Origin of the sequence: Phyllobacterium sp. YR531 (assembly GCF_000282595.1) — a bacterium.
Classification (GTDB): Bacteria; Pseudomonadota; Alphaproteobacteria; order Rhizobiales; family Rhizobiaceae; genus Phyllobacterium.
In genome coordinates, this window is sequence record NZ_AKIZ01000022.1 from 126,067 (window position 1) to 146,179 (window position 20,113).

Here is a 20,113-nt window from a genome sequence, read left to right on the forward strand (position 1 = left end):
ATAGTCCGGTGGTCCCGTTGTCAGATGAAGTACATTTATGACTATTGATCGCCGAATAATAAATCGACGTACTATGCTGGCTCTTTCCATGGCAGCGATTTTACCAGCACGTTTTGCATATGCGCAGGAACAACGAGTGGCAATTATCGATTGGGCTATGTTGGAAACGGCGCTAGCCATCGGGATTGTACCTGTTGCTGCTACGGAGCTTTTACAATTTCGGTCCATTGCGATTGAGCCGGAGGTGCCAACAGGAGTCGCGGATCTGGGGCTACGGGGAACTCCCAATTTCGAAATGCTTCGCTTGGCTGCACCAGACATTATTCTCAGTTCCAATTTCTATGAGTACCGGCGAGCACATCTTGAACGCGTTGCGCCAGTTTTTTCAATGACTGTATACCAACCAGGAACGCCTCCTTATGGACTTGCAGAGAAAGTGGCGCTGGGGATTGGTGATAAACTTGGTAGAGCTACGAAAGCTGCTGCCTATGTGACCGATACATCTGCAATGATGATTGGTCTGCGGAAGCAATTGCAGGCCAAAGCCATTTCGCCAGTTTTTGTCATTAACATTGGCGATGCCAGGCACTTTCGGGCATTTGGAGCAGACAGCATGTTTGGGGATGTCGTAGCTCGGCTTGGCTTTAAAAATGCGTGGGGAGAGAAAAGCAGCTATTCCGCAACTGCTCCGGTTGGGATTGAAGCACTGGCCCGGGTGCCGGAAGCCTCAATCATAATTGTGGGCCCAATTCCACCGGAAGCGGAAAAGGTACTGCCGCAAAGTGCCCTGTGGAACGCGCTTCCTGCAGTGAAAGCGGGCAGGGTAGTAAAGCTCCAACCTGTCAATCATTTTGGCGGCTTACCTGCTGCCCGGCGATTTGCAAGATTGGTTGCGGGTTCGTCGCTTTTTTCGAATAGCATCAATAATGGCTGAGGGTAGGTTGTTGCACAAAGGATCGCTACTCTGGAGCGCTTTGCTGGTTGTTGCAGCGGTGCTTTTTGCAGGACAGACCATTGCACAGCTTAGCCTTGCCATAAGTGTCGCGCCAGAATTTGCTGGATTGCAGAATATAATCCTTATGGATTCCATTCTGCCACGCAGTGCAATGGCTATTCTTTGTGGAGCAGCGCTTGGTTTTTCAGGGCTGCTTCTTCAACGCGTTTTGCGAAATCCGATAGCCGAACCGTCAACACTCGGGATTTCGGCTGGTGCACAGCTCGCCATGGCAATAGCAATGTTGTATTTCCCAACCTTAATGGACGGCGGTCGTGAGGCCGTCGCTTTTACCGGCGGTCTTATCGCCGTGGTACTCATTCTTTCTCTGACATGGCAGCGGGGTCTTGAACCTGTATCTGTGGTACTGGCCGGTATGATGGTTTCGCTCACTGCGACAGCGGCGAGCGCGGCGTTGATCCTTGCGAACGGCGAATACATGTTCTCCCTATTTATCTGGGGTGGCGGATCGCTGACCCAACAGAGCTGGGAACCGGTGTTCGGAATTGTGTGGAAACTTCTACTTGCAGGATCGGCATCCATTATTCTGCTACGGCCGCTATCTATTCTTGGCCTTGATGATGCGAGTGCGAAAAACCTCGGAGTGGCATTGCACGCTACACGTTTTCTAGTGGTCGGTCTCGCGGTCTGGTTGGCAACAAGCGTAACCGCTGAAGTTGGTATTATCGGGTTTGTAGGCTTGGCTGCTCCCGCTCTCGCGCGATTGACAGGTGCTCGATCACAACAGCAGATGCTGCTGGCTACTCCGATCATAGGTGCAGTTCTATTGTGGCTTGCGGATGGTTTTGTACAATTGGCGGCAGGTTCCGGCGGCGAACGTATTCCTACAGGCGCAGCGACTGCATTGCTCGGCGGCCCTTTATTGCTTTGGCTACTGCCAAGGTTACGCATGTTTGAATGGCCATCGCTCAGTGCAAAACCTGCTCCATCCCCGCGCGCGCAAAAGCCGTGGTGGACAATTACAGGACTGCTAGCTCTTGTCATTTTTAGTATCTGGATTGCACTTGTTCTAGGTCGCGGACCAAGTGGCTGGACGATCGCAAGTGGCGAGCTGTTTGGCGATCTATTGCAATGGCGTTGGCCTAGAACAGCGATCGCGGTTACTGTGGGCGCCATGCTGGCGGCCGCAGGTCAAATTATGCAACGCGTCACCGCAAACCCTCTCGCAAGCCCGGAAATTCTGGGTGTCGGTACAGGTGCAGGAGTGGGTATCGCAGTGCCGTTATTATTACTGACAGCGCCCAGCCAGTTTACTTTATTGGCAGGTGCAATGACGGGCTCTATCACCGTTCTGGCCTTCATGCTGGCAATGTCTGTGCGCAGTGGTTTTGGGCCTGAACGCCTCCTTCTTTCTGGTATAGCCATGGGGGCACTTTGTAGTGCCATACTTACTGCAATTATCGCGACGGGTAGCCCACAAGCTTTTGTGTTGCTTGGCTGGGTCAGCGGCTCCTCTACAGAACGATTGCCTGAAGAAGTGTGGATGGCACTGATTGCACTTCTTGTGCTGGTACTCCCACTAATTCTAACCACACGCTGGCTTGATATGCTGCCGTTGGGTCGTCCAATTGGTGTGGAGACAGGTCTGCCTATTCGTGTAAGCCGGGGAATACTTATTGTATTATCCGCCTGCCTCACTGCTGTCGCATCGCTTTTCGTCGGCCCGCTAAGCTTTGTTGGATTGATTGCACCTCATCTTGCGCGCCTGATAGGTTTGCATAGACCACAAATGGGTCTTGTGGGTTCCATGCTGATTGGCGGCGTCTTAATGATTTTATCTGACTGGCTCGCACGTATGGTGGCATTCCCCTATCAGCTGCCACTTGGATTGTTCGCGTCACTTATTTCCGGACCCTATCTTGTATGGTTGTTGAGCAAAGGGGCGCGAACCTAGTTGCGTGAGATCATGTCTGCGGCTTTTTCCGCAATCATGATCGTTGGCGAGTTGGTGTTGCCCGATATGATTGAAGGCATAATCGACGCATCAGCAATCCGTAGACCCTCAACACCACGTACTCGTAATTGCGGATCAACCACCGAATCTGGATCAGCACCCATTCGGCAAGTGCCTGCCGGATGGAATATTGTCGTTCCAATTGCACCAGCAGCTTCGAAAAGTTCGGCATCTGTCTGGTATTGCGGCCCTGGTTTGAACTCTTCCGGATTGAATTTTTGCAAAGGTTTCTGCGCAAGGATGTTGCGGGTAATTCTGATGGAGTCAGCCGCAACCTGCCGATCACTTTCGGTCGTCAGATAGTTCGGCTTTATGGCTGGCTGTGCTCGATGATCTGCTGATTTTATATGCACTGTGCCACGACTATCGGGGCGTAAATTGCAGACGCTGGCAGTAAAGGCTGGAAATGTATGAACATTTTCGCCAAACTTTTCAAGTGACAGAGGTTGAACGTGATATTGCAGATTGGCCGTCGCGAATGACGGGTCGGATCGAGTGAATACGCCAAGTTGACTGGGTGCCATAGACATGGGTCCCGATTGACGGACAAGGTATTCCAACGCGATGGATGCTTTTCCCATCAGTCGATTTGCCTTCTCGTTGAGAGTGGGAATACCCGTTACTTTGTAAGCACAGCGAAGTTGCAAGTGATCTTGCAGGTTTTCGCCGACGTTACGCCGATCCAAAACGGTCTCGACGCCTGCCGCCTGCAAAACATCACCACGCCCTATACCGGATAGTTCCAGAATTTGAGGTGATCCAATGGAACCAGCGGAGAGTATTACTTCACGGCGGCATTGTACTCTACGAACAGCTCCAGCCTGATCAAACTCGACACCTTTAACGCTCGATCCATCCAGCACCAGTTTACGAACATGGCATCCCACTTGCACAGTAAGATTGGGTCGGTTTTTCGCAGGGCGCAGAAAGGCTTTTGACGTGTTCCAGCGAATACCTCGCCTCTGATTAACCTTGAAATAAGACGAGCCCTCATTGTCACCACGATTAAAATCGTCTGTCCGTGGAATGCCAGCAGCTTCCGCAGCATCGCGAAAAGCATCCAGAATATCCCAGTGAAGTCTGGCTTCCTCGACTCGCCATTCACCTCCGGCACCGTGGAACTCATTAGCTCCGAGATAATAGTCTTCTGACTTTTTGAAATAGGGCAGAACGTCATCCCATCCCCATCCAGCACAGCCATCCTGACGCCATAGATCGTAATCACGTGCCTGACCGCGCATGTAGATCATGCCGTTGATTGAGGAACATCCGCCAAGAACCTTGCCGCGTGGATAGGCGAGGGATCGACCGTTCAGCCCTGCTTCTGCCTCGGTTGTGAAACACCAGTCAGTTCGTGGATTAGAGATGCAGTAAAGATAGCCCACGGGAATATGTATCCAGTGGTAATTGTCCTTGCCGCCTGCCTCCAGTAACAGCACCGAGATATTCTTGTTTTCGGACAGGCGATTGGCAAGGGTACAGCCCGCCGTGCCAGCACCGACAATGACGTAGTCATAGACGTCACTCATGGTCAGTTTTCCGGCTTGCTTTCAAGCTTTTTGCCAAAACGGGATGCATAAAGCTCCCCAATAATTCCACGACGGAACACTAGAACGCAGATCATAAATATGACGCCTGTGATCACAGTTACAGGAAACTCAGATGTTGCCAGATAATTCTCGAGTGCCGAGATGAGAGCAGCACCAAATACCGGGCCGACCAATGTTCCTATGCCACCAAGAAGCGTCATGAGCACTACCTCGCCAGACATTTGCCAGCTAACATCAGTTAGCGTTGCAAATTGAAAGACGATTGCCTTGATCCCACCGGCAAGTCCGGTGAGAGCTGCAGACATGACGAAAGCTGCCAACTTGTAACGGGAAACTGAATAGCCGAGTGAAACAGCGCGGGGCTCATTTTCACGAATGGATTTCAAAATCATACCAAAAGGCGAGTTGATAATACGCCAGATGAAAAACATCCCGATCAGAAAAACAGCGAGCACGAAGAAGTACATATTGAGCGACTGATTCAAATCGATAAAGCCAAACAAATAGCCGCGCGGCACGCCTTGTATGCCATCTTCGCCGTGGGTAAATGACGCTTGCAAGCAGAAGAAGAAAAACATCTGCGAGAGAGCCAAGGTAATCATCGTGGAGTAAATGCCCTGACGCCGTATGGCAAAAAAGCCGATGATCAGACCGAGAAACGCGGCTCCGGCAACGCCAACTAAAATGCCTAGTTCCGGCGGAAGTCCCCACTCCTTTACCGAATGAGCAGTAAAATAGGCAGCGCCCCCAAAGAATGCAGCATGTCCGAAAGAAAGAATGCCAGTGTAACCCAGAAGGAGATTGAAAGCGCAGGCAAAAAGCGCAAAGCACAGAACCTTCATCAGAAAAACCGGGTAGAAGTAGAATGGTGCAACTGCAAGCAGCGCAATGCCTGCAAGGATCAATGCAACTTCCAAGGTTAGAAAATTTCTTTTCGGAATGGAGGTGATAGCGGATTGTGTCATATCACGCATCCTTTCCGAAGAGACCGGCAGGGCGCACTAGCAGCACGATTGCCATGATGACGAAGATGACAATGTTGGAAGCCTCCGGATAGAACACCTTTGTCAGGCCTTCTAAAATTCCGAGCATGTAGCCTGTGATTATAGCACCAAGAATTGATCCCATACCCCCCACGACCACTACTGCAAAGACGATAATGATGAGGTTCGATCCCATGAGCGGGCTGACCTGATAAATGGGCGCGGCAAGTATTCCGGCCAACCCAGCCAGCCCGGCACCCAAGCCGTATGTGAAAGTAAGCAGTAGCGGCACGTTGATGCCAAAAGCGCGAACCAAAGTAGGGTTCTCTGTCGCTGCGCGGAGCTGCGACCCTAATCTGGTCTTTTCAATCAATAGCCACGTACCAAGGCAAACGACCAGAGATGCAAGCACCACGAAGCCGCGATATTTCGGCAGGAACATGAAACCCAGATTGTAACCGCCTGCCAAGGCGCTCGGGACTGCGTAAGGTTGTCCGGCAGCGCCATAGTAATAGCGGAACATACCCTCAAGTACGAGCGCCAATCCAAAGGTGAACAACAAACCGTACAAGTGGTCGAGATTATAAAGTCGCGAAAGCGCAACACGTTCAACGAACGCACCAGCAAGACCTACTACAATGGGCGCCAGTATCAATGCGGGCCAGTAACCAATGCCGAGCTCCGCCAGTAACAAGTAACCAACAAACGCGCCAATCATATACTGAGCGCCGTGAGCGAAGTTGATTACACGCAGCAAGCCGAAGATGATCGCAAGTCCAAGGCTGAGCATTGCATAGAATGAGCCATTGATGAGCCCGATCAGCAATTGTCCGAGGAAGGCCTGAAGGGGGACGCCAAAAATCATAGTCATTTTAAACCCCCAATGCTTCGTTGAGCATGGTCATTCGGCCCGGCAATTCATTAACTGGAAAATTATCGATGACCTTTCCATGATCAATCACGTAAAAACGGTCAGCGACTTTGCTCGCAAAACGAAAGTTTTGCTCAACCAGAAGAACGGTCATACCCCGTTGCTTTAAGGTAACAAGTACTTCACCAATGCGCTGAATAATCACTGGAGCGAGACCTTCGGTAGGCTCATCCAACAAAATCAGTTTTACACCAGTGCGAAGAATGCGCGCTATTGCCAGCATTTGTTGTTCACCGCCGGAGAGCTTGGTGCCGGGGCTATTACGACGTTCCTTGAGATTGGGAAAGAGATCATAAATCTCTTCGATCGACATTCCCCCCTTTGCAACAACAGGTGGGAGACTGAGGTTTTCGTCAACAGACAGCGTTGCGAAGATGCCGCGCTCCTCTGGTACAAAGCCAATACCAGCATGAGCTGCGCGATGTAGTGGCACCCGCATCATGTCATTGCCGTCAAAAGTGATTGTGCCAGTACGTTTGCGGATAATGCCCATGATTGAACGAAGCGTGGTGGTTTTGCCGACACCGTTGCGTCCAAGCAACGTAACTGTTTCTCCCTGATGAATATCGAGATCAATCCCATGCAGTGCATGACCTTCACCATACCAGGCATTGAGATTGCGAACTGAAAGAAGTGGTTCACTCATGTTCAGTTCCCATATAGGCGACGCGCACACGTTCATCCTGACTTACGGTCTTGTAATCGCCGGAAGTCAGAATTTCCCCGCGCTGAAGCACTGTGACCTGATCGCAAAGATCGGCGACGACTTTCAGATTGTGCTCGACCATAAGGATTGCACGATCCTTTGCGACTTCACGGATAATGTCAGAGACAATATGAACATCCTCATGTCCCATACCCGCCATTGGTTCATCAAGGAGGAGAACTTTTGGATCAAGTGCAAGCGTTGTCGCGATTTCCAAAACCCGTTTACGGCCATATGAAAGATCCGCAGCAAGCTTGTTGCGAGCATCAGTCAGACCAACGGCTTCAATGAGTTCATTGGCACGCTCGTTCAGTTTGTTCAGCGCACTTAACGGTCGCCAGAATTGGGTAGATAGATTTCCCGGACGTTGTAATGCCACGCGAACATTATCGAGCACGGTCAGATGCGGAAACACGGCTGATATTTGAAACGAGCGAACAAGTCCCATGCGGGCGACACGTGCAGGATCAGTCTTAGTGATATCTTGATCCAGCAAGGTTATGGTTCCACTGGAAGGTTGCAAAAATTTTGTCAGCAGATTGAAAACAGTGGTCTTGCCTGCTCCATTTGGACCGATAAGTGCGTGAACCTTGGCGTGATGAACATCAAGATCAACATTGTTTACGGCAATAAAGCCACCGAAATCCCGGCGTAGGCCGCGAGCGGAAAGCACCACCCGCGATGCCTGATCCAAGGATGTGCCGGGAGAGGACAGTCCTCCCCCAAACGCAGTTGTAGCAAGACCTGTCATACGGCTTACTTTGCCAGATCGCAGCCGCTTTCGGCTGGTTTCATGTAGGCCTCGTCACCAGGTACCGTGGCCAAGACCTTGTAATAGTCCCAAGGTGCCTTGCTTTCGTCCGGCTTCTTGACTTCCATAAGATAAACATCGCTGATCAAGCGACCATTCGCGCCGACTTTTGCGCCACGCCCAAACACATCATCAACTGGCATTTCATGCATAGCCGCGGCGACCTTTTCGGTGTCGTCGGTGCCCGCCTTCTGAATAGCCTTGAGATATTGTGTCACCCCGGAATATGTAGCGGCTTGGATCATATTGGGCATGCGGCCTGTTCGATCAAAGAATTTCTTTCCGAAAGCGCGCGATTCATCGTCGCGATCCCAATAGAAGCTTTCTGTAAGAGTCAGCCCCTGCGCGGCCTCAAGGCCGAGACCATGAACTTCTGCCAATGTAAACAGCAATGCTGCGAGCCTTTGGCCACCGGCAACAATACCAAACTCAGCGGCCTGTTTAATTGCGTTTGCAGTATCGAGACCGGCATTAGCGAGGCCGATAACCTTTGCACCTGAAGACTGGGCCTGCAGAAGGAATGAAGAATAATCACTTGTCGCAAGTGGATGACGGACCGAGCCTACAACCTTACCGCCCTTGGAAGTTACATACTTGCTAGTCTGCTCTTCGAGTGAGTAGCCGAAGGCATAGTCGGCAGTCAGGAAAAACCATGTGTCACCACCTGCGCCAACGAGAGCACCACCTGTTCCAACGGCAAGAGCATGCGTGTCATATGCCCAATGAAAACCATAAGGTGAGCACTGCTTGCCAGTCAGCTCGGCGGTAGCAGCACCAGTGACCAGATCGATCTTTTTCTTTTCTTTCGAAATGCCCTGCACTGCGAGGGCTACAGATGATGTTGTCAATTCCATAATGGAATCGACCTGTTCCGTATCGTACCACTGCCGTGCAATGTTTGAAGCGATATCGGCTTTGTTCTGGTGATCGGCGCTAATAACTTCGATGGGCGCGTCTAGAACTTTGCCACCGAAATCCTCTGCAGCCATTTTCGCCGCTTCGAACGACCATTTGCCACCGAAATCCGCATAGACGCCTGACTGGTCGTTAAGGATGCCGATCTTCACCTTGCCGTCGGAAATTTCCGCACTTGCCGCCGGCAATGCTGTAGCAGCCATTAATGCTGCGGTTATCGCGGTTAGAAGCTTCATTCTTGGTCTCCTCCCAAAGATTAGTCGTTTGGCCGAACATCGTAGGATGATCCGCCATTGATGAATTAGTTCCAATTACCAGATGCCCGATAGCGGCTGCGCTCAGCCGCTGTACGCTTGTTAGTTTCCTCCCTCAATTCAGCTTATTTTGCTGAATATTTATTCTTGCTATGATTGCGCCGTTTCTCCCGACCGGCAACCATGTTGTTGAAAAAAGTCTAACATTGACAAATAAGTACACAAGTATCTAATTTCGCACATATTCTGTACGAAAGTGTACAATTGAGGATTTTGAGAATGCGGCAGTTTACGTGGGATGATCTTCAATATTTTCTGGCGGTTGCTCGTACCGGTCAATTGACCACCGCAGCACGTCGTTTGCGCACAAACCACGTAACGGTTTCGCGCAGGATAGATCGATTGGAAGAGGCGCTGGCGGCCCGCCTATTTGAGCGCAATCCTCGCGGTTATATTGTTACTGCACTTGGAGAGAAGCTTATCGAGTCCGCTGAGGTAATGGAACGCGAGGCTGAGCGTTTCCAAAATGAAGCATCGGGGGGAATCGCTTCTCCTAGCGGTGTTGTCCGGTTGAGCATTCTGGAAGGGTTCGCCAACTTCTTTCTTGCTGACCGGTTGCCCTTAATGACGCAATCCTATCCTGGGCTTTCAGTGGAGATGGTAACAATACAGCAGATTGTATCTCTCTCTCGGCGCGAGGCAGATTTATCGATAACGCTTAACGCCAGCCGGACGGGACGCTATTACCAAGAAAAGCTTATGCCCTATCGGCTATTTGTCTATGGATCGGCAGATTATCTGGCGCGACACGCTACGATCAGGCGGCAAGCGGATCTCTCGGAACACAGATTTATTGGCTACATAGAAGACATGATTTTTACGCCCGGCCTGGATTATATGCGGGAGATACTTCCGGGGTTGCGTGCCTCCTATCAAAGCTCAAGCATTTTTGCTCAACTCAGCGCCGCACGTACGGGTTTTGGCCTCTGTATTCTGCCCTATTATATTGCTTGCATTTACCCGGAGTTGGTTCCAGTCCTTCCAAAGGAGCTGCATCTCAATCGTGACTATTGGCTTATTTGCCATGAGGATATTGTTAGTACGCCTCGGATAAAAGTCTTGAGCAATTTCATGAAATCTGAACTTGAAAGTCAGGCTGCAAATTTTGCAGGATTGCCCATTCTCAATTAATCATGAGAACCGAGTTGGTGATAACTGCGGGAGCAGGTGTTCTACAGTGGTCTCTGGTGCACGTCCACTAATCAGAGCTGCCGCGAGGGCTGAGAGAGCAGGCGAAGTCTGGATGCCGTAACCGCCTTGTCCTGCAAGCCAAAAAAACCCATCTACCGTATTATCGAAGCCGGCAACTGGAGTTCTATCCGGCGCGAAGGTGCGTAAGCCTGCCCAGCTGCGCTCGACACGATTGACGGGGATAGTTACTGCTTGTTCGAAACGATAGAGACCTTCAGCAAGGATCATATCGTCAACATAAGCATCATGTGGCTCTACAGGAATTTCATCTGCAGGAGAAACAAACATTCGCCCGCCATCAGGCTTGAGATACCAGGCTTCATTGACATCATCGACCAGTGGCCATTTGCGGATATCATGATCGTCGGGAGCTGGCAGCACTGCAATTGAGCGGCGCAGCGGTGTCAAACCTAGCGGTTTTGCGCCGAATATTACAGCAGTCAGGTCGGCCCACGCACCCGCAGCGTTGACAACAACTCTTGCGCTGAAAGTCTTTTCGGATGTCTCGACAAGCCACCCCCCGGCAACACGCTTCGCATTGACCACTTCAGCATTTGTAAAAAGCTTGACACCCAATGCGGACGCTTTGCGCAACCAGCCCTGATGCAGCGCGTTCACGTCAATGTCCTGTGCATCATCCTGATAAGCAGCCGCTTTGACGTAATTGCGGCTGAGGATCGGCACCATAGAGATTGCTTTGTCGATTGAAATTGTCTCGATACCAGTCCCGTCGCGTATGAACGCTTCGCAGGTTTCGACGCCATCTTCATCGGCAACTGTCAATGACCCCCTAGGTGTGAGCAGCGTATCCGGAAAGAAACTCGTGTCCCGATTATAAAACATTGGGGCGCTGGCTCGATTTAACCCCCGAATGACATCATTACCATAATTGGGAATAAAGATGGCTGCAGAACGGGCTGTAGAATGGTAACCGGGCTGATTCTCGCGCTCCAGGATCACTACGCTATTTGTGTTGGCTAAAGCAGCTGCAGCACCTACACCGGCTATACCCGCACCGATGACAAGAACATCGGTTTCAATAATTTCAGTCATGACAATCTCTAATTCTTACTTGCCTGCGTTTGGACGAAAGGGCTAAAAACCAGCAAGCTGAGGATTTCGAATAATACTTGCGCGCCTGCATGCGCGGTGTTGGTGGTGGAGTCATATTGTGGTGCCACCTCGACCACATCGCCCCCTACAAGATTAATGCCTTTGAACCCTCGGATAAGTTCGAGTGCTTCACGTGTCGTTAACCCGCCAACCTCAGGTGTACCAGTGCCCGGTGCAAAACTTGGATCAAGACTATCAATGTCGAATGAGAGGTAGGTAGGGCCTTCTCCGATTATCGCTTTGGCTTTCTCGATAATTGCCGGGATGCCCAGGCCGCTCACTTCTTCTGCATGGACTACGGTCATGCCGGACTCGTAGGAGAACTCCCACAAGTATTCCGCAGAGCCACGAATACCGATCTGGATTGTTCGAGTTGGATCAAGTACTCCCTCAAGGACTGCGTTGCGAAATGGTCCGCCATGATGAAATTTGGTCTGGTCGAAAGCGCCTCCAGTATCACAATGCGCATCGATATGAATCATTCCAACCGCACCATTTTTGCCAACCGCTTTTAGAATTGGATGGCTAATTGAGTGATCGCCACCGACCGCCAAAGGTATGACACCTGCATCAACAATCTGATTGAATCGTCGTTCGATGTCATCATGGCTTTGCTCCAGTCTGTAACGGCTGACGAAGGGCACGTCGCCGATGTCGGCAACCCGCAGATCGAATACAGGCGCGCAATCCAGAACGTGATTGTAAGGGCCGATTCGTTCAATTGTGCGAACAGCGCGTGGCCCGAAACGGGAACCCGGACGATTGGTTACGCCGAGATCCATAGGTACTCCAACTATCGCGACCTGCAGATTGCCGAAATCCGGATTGGAGGTGTCAACCGGCATATATGGTGCCGTGAGAAAAGTGGGTATTCCAGCATAAGGAGCAAGGCGAGTTCCACTTTTGGAGAATATCTTGTCAGCAACTTTTCGGAATCTTTCGTCGAACAACTCACCACCATGGCTCTCACCATACTTGGCGCGCAACTCATTCAGTTTACTCTCGTCCCACGATGGCATTATGCTGAGTTCCCAAAAATTTATGTCGTTGGTCGGGTAACCAGAACATCCTAAAGTGACGGGGAAATCAATTGTCATTATCGGAATATGCCATGCGAAATAGTCACAGATGACTTCGGTCGGATTGACGATTAAGAAGCTCTTTGAACTCGGAAAAAACGATACAGGACTGATTCATGGTTGCCGCTGGACTTAATAGCCTCGTAACGAATTTATCGTCGCCGCCAATACCGGCGGTTCAAGCTTGGGGAAAGTCGTACGATGGAAGCCAAGGTTCGCTGATTGACTTGTCGCAGGCTGTTCCCGGCTACCCGGCACACGAAAAGATGCTCCAGTGGCTTGGCGAGGCAGCGTCATCGCTGGCTTACACAAATTACGGTCCCATTGAAGGTGAAAACGTTTTGCGTGAAGCCTATGCCGCGCATGTGTCCGAGGTATATGGTGCAGAAGTAAGCGCCGATAATATTCATATCACGTCGGGATGTAATCAGGCGTTTGTCTGTGCATCTATGGTTGTGGCTTCTGCCGGAAGCACCATTCTTGTTACTGACCCATTCTATTTCAATCATGACACGACATTGTCCATGCTTGGAATTAAAATGCGGACAGTGGAATGCAGTGCACCAGAAGGATTTGTGCCCACAATTGAAGCGATAAAGGTGGCGATGACCCCAGATGTCCGGGCAGTCGCACTGGTTACACCAAATAATCCGACTGGTGCTATTTACCCTGCAGACCGGCTGCTTGCGGTTCTCAATCTTTGCAGAGAACTGGGCATCTGGCTTATTCTTGATGAAACTTATCGTGATTTTCTGCCAGATGGAGCGGGCGCACCACACGCGTTGTTTTCTGTTGGAGAGTGGGAAAACAACCTGATTCAGCTTTATAGTTTCTCAAAATCCTTGTGCATTCCCGGCCATCGGCTGGGAGCAATAACAGCGGGTAGTGCAATCGTAGATGAGATTGCCAAAATAATGGACAATTTACAGATATGCCCGCCACGTGCGCCGCAAGCTGCCGTCGCACGAGCATTGCCTGCATTAACAGAATGGCGAGATGGTAACCGCTTGGAAATCGAGTTGAGGGCTAAAGCTCTCCATGAAGTTATGGGCGGGCTAAATGAATGGAGGCTGGAATCTATAGGGGCTTATTTTGCCTTTGTCAGGCATCCATTCGAGAATGTTTCGTCAGTGACGGTAGCTGAGCAATTGGCAAAACGCGCGGGTATATTGGCAATTCCTGGGGAATATTTTGGCTCTAAGCAAACTTCATTCCTGAGATTTGCTTTTGCTAATGCCGACGCACCAACCATCCGCCAACTACGCGGAAGGTTGGCGAATTTCGAGCTTTAATATCCTCGCGCCAAACCGGAGCCTGAGCGACTATCGATGGCACCATTATAGCGCGCACCGCCGCCTTTGGTAATTTCATCAAGATTCTTGCCGCCGACAAGAATACCCGCCGCTTGCCCCCAAATAGTCCAGTCCTTGTCGATACCAACATCATGACCCATTTCGGTCAGGATTTTAATGGTATCGGCAGAAAGCGCATAGGGCTCCATATAGACGCGGTCAGGCAACCATTGATGATGAATTCGCGGTGCATCGATGGCTTCCTGGATGTCCATACCGTGATCGATCACGTTAATGATTGCTTCGAGTGTAATAGTAATAATCCGAGCACCACCCGGGCTGCCAATGACCATAAAGGGCTTGCCATCCTTGGATACAATTGTCGGACTCATTGAAGAAAGTGGGGTCTTTTTGGGTTGAATTGCGTTGGCTTCACCCTGTATCAAACCGTAAAGATTTGGAACGCCAGGTTTCGAAGTGAAATCATCCATTTCATTATTGAGCAAAATACCCGTACCTGCTGCGACAACACCCGCGCCGAATGAACCATTCAGCGTATAGGTTACAGCAACAGCATTGCCCTCATCATCTGCTATCGAATAGTGCGTTGTCTCTGTACTTTCACCGAAGCCTTTTGGTGTCAGCTCTTTGGAGACACCGGCCTTGTAAGGGCTGATCTTTTCACGGATATCTTTAGCGTATTGCTTATCCAGCAATTTGGAGACGGGATTATCGACAAAATCCGGGTCACCGAGTGAAGCGTTGCGATCAACATAGGCATAGCGCATTGCCTCTGTCATGGCGTGAACGGTCTGGGCGGAGCCATAACCCAAATAGCCTAGTGGATATCCTTCGAGAATATTCAGTATCTCGCATATGATCACACCGCCCGAACTTGGCGGCGGCGATGAAACAATGTCATAGCCGCGATAATTGCATTTCACAGGTTCGAGTTCGCGTACTTTGTATTGCTCAAAATCAGCTTTCGCTAGAACTCCGCCGCCTGCTTCGCTCGCCTTGACGATTGAATCGGCGATGCTGCCCTTATAAAATGCGTCTGCACCCTTTTCAGAAATTGCGGCGAGAGCTGCCGCCAAGTCCGCCTGCACCAACGTTTCTCCGATCGCGTAAGGTTTTGCATCCGGTTTCAGGAATATTGCAGATGCAGCCGGATCCTTGGATAGTTTTTTATTGCCATTCTGCAGGGAAGCAATGTCACCCTGATCGAGCACAAAACCATCACGGGCAAAGCGAATAGCAGGTCCGATAAGCTCTTCTCGGGTTTTTGTGCCATATTTCTCCCGAGCCATTTCAAAACCCGCCACTGAGCCTGGTACGCCAACAGCCAGATACCCATTTGTACTACTGCCCTTAACGATATTGCCTTTATCGTCGAGATACATTGTCTTGGTTGCTGCGAGGGGAGCTCTTTCACGGAAGTCGAGGAACGTTGTCTTGCCGTCCTTTAGCCGGATAGTCATAAATCCGCCACCGCCAATATTTCCTGCGGTGGGATAAACGACAGCGAGCGCGTAGCCGACCGCGACAGCGGCATCGACGGCATTTCCACCGTTCTTCAAAATGTTGACGCCAACTTCAGATGCCAAGTGCTGAGCCGTAACGACCATGCCGTGTTCAGCGGCAACAGGCTCTGGCGCTGCGGAAAAAACCAGCGTCGCAGGCGCAAGAGCCAGCCCGAGTGTCGTGACAAAGACCCCTGTCTTCGCGAGGCAAATATCCATGACTTTCCTCCCTTTATTGAATGGGAGTAGTGGAGCCAATTCAATCGCGCATGTCCAGTATTAATGTGGCGACAATAATTGGTTATAGCTGTCACGCATCCTGATCGAGTTCTGGATAATGCCTGAAGATGCCAGATGTATTGAAGTCCAAGCGACGGTCAGATCTGAGATATGCTTGGATATTTGGCAGATTTGCTACTTTATCATGCAAAGCTCCCAAGGCAGGATAATCTTTGGTCAAGTTTGCTGTGGCGCGAGGAAAAGCGTATCTGAGGCCTTCAAAAATCTGGAAAAGAGAAAGGTCGACGTAGGTTAGAGTATTGCTAATCGCATGCTCTTTTCCATCAGGGTTCTGATGAAGAATCCGTTCAAAATAATCGAGAAACTTGGGCATACGATGTTCAATGAAATCTTTAGCGCGCAATTTAGCTGCGCCCTTTTGATCTTCATAATATTGGGTGGTTGCAATTGGGTGATGTGTATCATGCACTTCAGCAATAAAATCCGTAATTGTCAGCTGAAGTCCGTTGGCAATTAGGCGGAGATTTTCGTTCTTTGGTGCAAGATTGAGTTTGGGTCCAAGGTAAAACAGGATGTTCGCGACATGCGACAGGATCAGATTTCCATCTTTTAAGAACGGCGGAGCAAAGGGAAGCTGTGGTTCAGTCCTACTTTTAAGTATCTTCATCATAGCTTTGACACCGCGCCCGGTGCCTTGCTCACGTGCGACGTCGACGTATTCAACGCCAGCTTCTTCCAACGCCAGTCTTATGAATTCACCGCGTCCTTGTAGTCCATCCCAATAATACAGCTCGTAGGGCATGAGTGTCTCCTGATGCTTCAACTATTGGCATAGGAGCAGTTTAATGTGGCAGGATAAAACTTATTTTCGTCGGCGACGCAGCTGGTCGAAATAAACAATGACAATTATCAGAACGCCAGTAATCACACGCTGCCAGAAAGAGTTGACGTTGAGAAGATTCGCACCATTGTTGATAGTGGCAAGAATGAAAGCTCCAAGCAGTGGGCCCTGAACCGAGCCTACGGCCCCAAAGAGACTGGTGCCTCCAATCACAGAGGATGCAATGGCTTGAAGCTCCCAACCTTCAGCTTGTGTAGGATTACCAACACCAATGCGCGTAGCGAGCAAAATGCCAACGAAAGATGCGCAAACTGATGAGAGCGTATAGGCAAGGTAAATGGTGCGGTTGACGTTGACGCCGGAGAGCCGGGAAGCCTCAGCATTTGAACCAACAGAGAAAAGGTATCTGCCCCAGCGCGTGTGCTGAAGCAGAATGTAAGCCGGGATGCCTACAAGGATAACCATCCAGAACAGGTTTGGGATACCAAGAAAATCATTTCGCGAAAAGTTCGTAAAATCATCGTTGTTGATGGAAATGGTTGCGCCGTTTGTGATGAGGAGACCAATGCCGCGAAGCGACGTAAGCGTGGCCAACGTGATAATGAAGGGTGGCAGCCCCATTTTCACAATGCCGAAACCATGGAAAAGTCCAATACCAAGTCCAATTGCGAGCGTGATCAGCACTGCGGCCCAAATCGGGAAACCATTTGCCAAGAGTAAAGCCACTATTGTGCTGGCAAACCCAGCTATCGCACCGACAGATAGATCAATGCCGCCGGTAATGATGACAAAGGTTTGGCCGACCGCAAGGATTGCTATCATTGCGCCTTGACGCAATAAATTGGCGATGTTGTTTGTAGTCCAGAATGTCGTGGTTGAAAGGCCAAGTACCAGCCAGAGCACCAGAAGAAGAGCGAACAATGTCAGCCCGAAGAGGATATTGTATCTTTTTTTGTGTGAGATGACAGGTTCCTTGGTGTCAACGCTCATGATGACGACTCTCCGGATGAATTTGGTATGGCCGGAGCCGAACCAAGCGCTTTTGTCAAAATGTCCTCATGGCTGGTCGATTTGAATTGATGAGTAGCTACCATTTCACCACGCCGAAAGACGTGCAGCGTGTCAGCCAGTTCGTAGACCTCCGGCAGATATGAAGAGATCAGGATGATGCCAGCTCCCTTGGAGAGCAAGGATGAGAAGAGGCGATAAATCTCGGCTTTGGTGCCAACGTCCACACCAACGGTGGGCTCATCAAAGATAAAGAGTTTAGCGCCGTGATTTAGCCATTTGCCAATGACGATCTTTTGCTGATTGCCTCCAGAAAGGCTCGCAGCACTAGCACTGCGTGTCGATGTTTTTATCCGAAGATCTGCAATCTGGCGGTCAGCTTGGCTTGACTCTTCAGTTTTGGAAATAAGTCCACCATGACTAAGTTTTGTATAAACCGGCAAGTTGAGGTTAAGGCTTACGGGCAGCGACAGGCAGAGCCCCTGATCTCGGCGGCTTTCTGGTGCCAACGCAATGCCGAGCTTTATGGCATCCTTTTCGTTGCGAATATTGACTTCTTCGCCTTGCCACCAAATGGAGCCAGAGGATTTTGCATGCCGACCAAAAACGGTAGTGACAAATTCACTGCGTCCGGCGCCTATCAAACCGTAGAGACCAATGATTTCGCCCTCCCGCACTGTGAGCGAGATATCTTCGAAGCCATCGCCGGATAGGTTACGGGTCTCCAGAATAGGCTTGCCGAATTCGAAGCTGTCCTTGTGATAGATCTGTTCGATGGACCTGTTGATCATCATCGCGATCAGTTCATTTTCGTTGGTCTCAGCAATCTCTCGCGTTCCGACCAATGTTCCATCCCGTAGAACAGACACCCGATCCGCCAGCTCAAAGACTTCTTCCATCCGGTGACTGATATAAACAATAGTCACACCGCTCGCCTGCATTCGCCGTATAAGAGCAAAAAGCTGCATCCCCTCCTTGCGCGTTAGATACGCTGTCGGCTCGTCAAATATAAGAAACTGCGCTCCTCTTGTCGCGGCGCGCGCTGTTGCAATCAGTTGTTGCTGGCCAATCGTCAAGTCGCCAAGAGTGACATGAGCAGGGAGGTCGAAACCTAGATCATCGAGTATCTTCTGTGCTTCTCGCACCATATTGCGATGTCGGAGTAATCCAAACCGCAGATGCTCTTCACCCAGAAAGATGTTGGCAGCGACACTAAGGTGGGGACAAAGAACTACCTCTTGATGAACCGCGTTAATGCCATGCTTGATAGCTTCGACCGGCGTTCCCAAGGCCACGGGTTCGCCATGCCAGTAAACGTCTCCACCAGTGCGCGGAATGACTCCGGTTAGAAGCTTAATGAGGGTAGATTTTCCCGCGCCATTTTCGCCGACGATGGCATGTATTTCACCTGCTTTGAAGGCTAGGTCGGTCGGTTTTAAAGCATGGGTGCCGAAGTACTGTTTCTCAAGTTTCTGCAACTCGAGGATAGGTAAATCGGCTGCCGTGGCCGCAGCTATTGCATCAGTTCTATTTGGGGTGCGTGATGCAATACCTTGATCTGTCATGGCAGCCTCTATTATTGGAAAGTACGGCCCCGGTCAGTCAAGCTTCGGGTTCAGTAACTCCTGCGCACGCGGCTCATTCATATTTGCCTTGGTTATCAGATTGGCACCGGTATCGACGTTCGTCTCAACTTTCTCACCTTTCGATGCGGCAAGTGCTGTTTTCACCCCATCGTAACCCATTCGGAACGGATCCTGTACAACCAAAGCGTAGAGCACGCCGTCGCTCAAGAACTTAACCAGCTTTTCATCACTATCAAAAGCAATAACCTTGATTTTATCTTGAGCCTTGTTTTCGGCAATTGCCTGACCGGCGCCCTGTCCCATAATCAGATTTGAGGCGAAGATTCCCCGCAAATCAGGATTGGCAGTGATCAAATCGGTCGTGATATTCAGGCCAGTTGTTGCCTGACCATCTGCTACCTTGTCAGCCACCAGTTTTATGCCGGGATATTTTGCAGCAAGCTGCTCCTTGAAACCTTTTGCCCGCTGATCAAGAGAACCGACACCCGGCAAAGCGGTGATAATTGCAACGTCGCCCTCCGCCTTGCCGTATTTTTCGGTGATCGCTGTTGCCAGACCATCTGCGGCCACACGGCCTCCTTCAACGTTGTCTGTCGTAAGGAATGAGGTGAATGCCTTGGAATCAGCTGCGGAATCGATCCCAATGATTTTTACGGATTTTGCGGCCTCATCAATGGGTTTGCCAAGCGCCTTGAATTCTGTCGGAGAAATAACAATTGCAGCAGGCGCGCCAGAAACGGCATTTTCTAATATCGAGATTTGACCGTTTATATCCGACTCGGCTTGCGCTCCAAGTTCTGGAACTTTGACGCCAAGATCTTTGCCAGCTTTCCGTGCTCCTGCAAGCACAATTTGCCAATAGAACGATGTCGTATCTTTTACGATGATGGGGATGGTTACTTCCTGCGCCCGAACAGGCCCTGTTCCCATGACGGCAGCCATAATGGCAACACCCGTGGCGCCGAGCAGGATTCTACGATTGAGGCATTTTCCAAAAGAAGTCATTTTGAGGTTCCTCTCCAAGCGCCTTCTTGTTTGGTGGCAGGCAGGGTCGTGGCGCA

Annotated in this window: 17 protein-coding genes; 4 read left to right on the top strand and 13 right to left on the bottom strand. The window is 50.4% G+C overall.

Annotated features, from left to right (window positions below; genetic code table 11):
* Positions 1-37 precede the first annotated feature (37 nt).
* Entirely contained in the window at positions 38-934 is an 897-nt protein-coding gene (locus tag PMI41_RS14260; RefSeq protein ID WP_157179399.1) for an iron-siderophore ABC transporter substrate-binding protein, read from the top strand.
* On the top strand, positions 927-2,909 hold the full coding sequence (fhuB, locus tag PMI41_RS14265; protein WP_040854965.1) for a Fe(3+)-hydroxamate ABC transporter permease FhuB: 1,983 nt from the start codon (positions 927-929) through the stop codon (positions 2,907-2,909). Before PMI41_RS14260 ends, fhuB begins: the two co-directional genes overlap by 8 nt.
* Here fhuB and PMI41_RS14270 read toward each other — a convergent pair.
* Genes PMI41_RS14270 through PMI41_RS14295 form a run of 6 tightly spaced genes read right to left on the bottom strand, consistent with a single transcriptional unit; the run spans position 2,906 to position 9,101 of the window.
* Entirely contained in the window at positions 2,906-4,498 is a 1,593-nt protein-coding gene (locus PMI41_RS14270; RefSeq protein WP_008125965.1) for a GMC family oxidoreductase N-terminal domain-containing protein, read from the bottom strand. The genes fhuB and PMI41_RS14270 overlap by 4 nt on opposite strands.
* Positions 4,499-4,500: 2 nt before the next feature.
* Positions 4,501-5,493 (bottom strand): branched-chain amino acid ABC transporter permease, encoded by a 993-nt coding sequence (locus PMI41_RS14275; RefSeq protein ID WP_040854966.1) that lies wholly within the window; start codon positions 5,491-5,493, stop codon positions 4,501-4,503.
* Positions 5,486-6,373, bottom strand: a complete 888-nt coding sequence (locus tag PMI41_RS14280; RefSeq protein WP_008125970.1) for a branched-chain amino acid ABC transporter permease — start codon at positions 6,371-6,373, stop codon at positions 5,486-5,488. The genes PMI41_RS14275 and PMI41_RS14280 overlap by 8 nt, the downstream gene beginning before the upstream one ends.
* A gap of 1 nt (position 6,374) precedes the next feature.
* Positions 6,375-7,085, bottom strand: coding sequence for an ABC transporter ATP-binding protein (locus PMI41_RS14285; protein WP_086003532.1), 711 nt, complete (start codon positions 7,083-7,085; stop codon positions 6,375-6,377).
* A complete protein-coding gene (locus PMI41_RS14290; protein WP_008125972.1) occupies positions 7,072-7,890 on the bottom strand; it encodes an ABC transporter ATP-binding protein in 819 nt (272 codons plus the stop codon). The genes PMI41_RS14285 and PMI41_RS14290 overlap by 14 nt, the downstream gene beginning before the upstream one ends.
* Positions 7,891-7,895: 5 nt before the next feature.
* On the bottom strand, positions 7,896-9,101 hold the full coding sequence (locus tag PMI41_RS14295; protein WP_008125973.1) for an ABC transporter substrate-binding protein: 1,206 nt from the start codon (positions 9,099-9,101) through the stop codon (positions 7,896-7,898).
* 297 nt (positions 9,102-9,398) lie between these two features.
* Between PMI41_RS14295 and PMI41_RS14300 the strand changes: the two genes are divergently transcribed.
* Entirely contained in the window at positions 9,399-10,310 is a 912-nt protein-coding gene (locus tag PMI41_RS14300; protein ID WP_008125974.1) for a LysR family transcriptional regulator, read from the top strand.
* Here PMI41_RS14300 and PMI41_RS14305 read toward each other — a convergent pair whose 3' ends face one another.
* Both PMI41_RS14305 and speB read right to left on the bottom strand, forming a co-directional pair.
* Positions 10,311-11,423: an FAD-dependent oxidoreductase gene (locus PMI41_RS14305; RefSeq protein ID WP_008125975.1), complete on the bottom strand. Its 1,113-nt coding sequence runs from the start codon at positions 11,421-11,423 to the stop codon at positions 10,311-10,313.
* Positions 11,424-11,431: 8 nt separating this feature from the next.
* Entirely contained in the window at positions 11,432-12,502 is a 1,071-nt protein-coding gene (gene speB / locus PMI41_RS14310) for an agmatinase (RefSeq protein ID WP_008125976.1), read from the bottom strand.
* A 176-nt stretch (positions 12,503-12,678) separates the two neighbouring features.
* Between speB and PMI41_RS14315 the strand changes: the two genes are divergently transcribed.
* Positions 12,679-13,854, top strand: coding sequence for an aminotransferase (locus PMI41_RS14315; RefSeq protein ID WP_008125977.1), 1,176 nt, complete (start codon positions 12,679-12,681; stop codon positions 13,852-13,854).
* Here the strand turns inward: PMI41_RS14315 and ggt are convergent.
* The 5 genes from ggt to PMI41_RS14340 form a co-directional block, all read right to left on the bottom strand.
* The gene (gene ggt, locus PMI41_RS14320) at positions 13,851-15,596 is read right to left on the bottom strand and encodes a gamma-glutamyltransferase (protein ID WP_008125979.1); all 1,746 of its coding nucleotides are present in this window, start codon (positions 15,594-15,596) and stop codon (positions 13,851-13,853) included. The two genes, PMI41_RS14315 and ggt, sit on opposite strands and share 4 nt — an antisense overlap.
* 91 nt (positions 15,597-15,687) lie before the next feature.
* A complete protein-coding gene (locus PMI41_RS14325) occupies positions 15,688-16,419 on the bottom strand; it encodes a glutathione S-transferase (protein WP_008125981.1) in 732 nt (243 codons plus the stop codon).
* Between the two features lie 60 nt (positions 16,420-16,479).
* Positions 16,480-17,448: an ABC transporter permease gene (locus tag PMI41_RS14330; protein ID WP_008125983.1), complete on the bottom strand. Its 969-nt coding sequence runs from the start codon at positions 17,446-17,448 to the stop codon at positions 16,480-16,482.
* Positions 17,445-19,031 carry a sugar ABC transporter ATP-binding protein gene (locus PMI41_RS14335; protein ID WP_008125984.1) on the bottom strand — a complete coding sequence of 529 codons (1,587 nt, stop codon included), beginning with the start codon at positions 19,029-19,031 and terminating at the stop codon, positions 17,445-17,447. Before PMI41_RS14335 ends, PMI41_RS14330 begins: the two co-directional genes overlap by 4 nt.
* A 33-nt stretch (positions 19,032-19,064) precedes the next feature.
* On the bottom strand, positions 19,065-20,057 hold the full coding sequence (locus PMI41_RS14340) for an ABC transporter substrate-binding protein (RefSeq protein WP_008125985.1): 993 nt from the start codon (positions 20,055-20,057) through the stop codon (positions 19,065-19,067).
* Positions 20,058-20,113: the final 56 nt, after the last annotated feature.

Bases quoted from the DNA above. Each gene is read 5' to 3' on its own strand.
- PMI41_RS14260 (WP_157179399.1), top strand. From the start codon at position 38: ATGACTATTGATCGCCGAATAATAAATCGACGTACTATGCTGGCTCTT.
- fhuB (WP_040854965.1), top strand. From the start codon at position 927: ATGGCTGAGGGTAGGTTGTTGCACAAAGGATCGCTACTCTGGAGCGCT.
- PMI41_RS14270 (WP_008125965.1), bottom strand. From the start codon at position 4,498: ATGAGTGACGTCTATGACTACGTCATTGTCGGTGCTGGCACGGCGGGC.
- PMI41_RS14275 (WP_040854966.1), bottom strand. From the start codon at position 5,493: ATGCGTGATATGACACAATCCGCTATCACCTCCATTCCGAAAAGAAAT.
- PMI41_RS14280 (WP_008125970.1), bottom strand. From the start codon at position 6,373: ATGACTATGATTTTTGGCGTCCCCCTTCAGGCCTTCCTCGGACAATTG.
- PMI41_RS14290 (WP_008125972.1), bottom strand. From the start codon at position 7,890: ATGACAGGTCTTGCTACAACTGCGTTTGGGGGAGGACTGTCCTCTCCC.
- PMI41_RS14295 (WP_008125973.1), bottom strand. From the start codon at position 9,101: ATGAAGCTTCTAACCGCGATAACCGCAGCATTAATGGCTGCTACAGCA.
- PMI41_RS14300 (WP_008125974.1), top strand. From the start codon at position 9,399: ATGCGGCAGTTTACGTGGGATGATCTTCAATATTTTCTGGCGGTTGCT.
- PMI41_RS14305 (WP_008125975.1), bottom strand. From the start codon at position 11,423: ATGACTGAAATTATTGAAACCGATGTTCTTGTCATCGGTGCGGGTATA.
- speB (WP_008125976.1), bottom strand. From the start codon at position 12,502: ATGCCATCGTGGGACGAGAGTAAACTGAATGAGTTGCGCGCCAAGTAT.
- PMI41_RS14315 (WP_008125977.1), top strand. From the start codon at position 12,679: ATGGTTGCCGCTGGACTTAATAGCCTCGTAACGAATTTATCGTCGCCG.
- ggt (WP_008125979.1), bottom strand. From the start codon at position 15,596: ATGGATATTTGCCTCGCGAAGACAGGGGTCTTTGTCACGACACTCGGG.
- PMI41_RS14325 (WP_008125981.1), bottom strand. From the start codon at position 16,419: ATGCCCTACGAGCTGTATTATTGGGATGGACTACAAGGACGCGGTGAA.
- PMI41_RS14330 (WP_008125983.1), bottom strand. From the start codon at position 17,448: ATGAGCGTTGACACCAAGGAACCTGTCATCTCACACAAAAAAAGATAC.
- PMI41_RS14335 (WP_008125984.1), bottom strand. From the start codon at position 19,031: ATGACAGATCAAGGTATTGCATCACGCACCCCAAATAGAACTGATGCA.
- PMI41_RS14340 (WP_008125985.1), bottom strand. From the start codon at position 20,057: ATGACTTCTTTTGGAAAATGCCTCAATCGTAGAATCCTGCTCGGCGCC.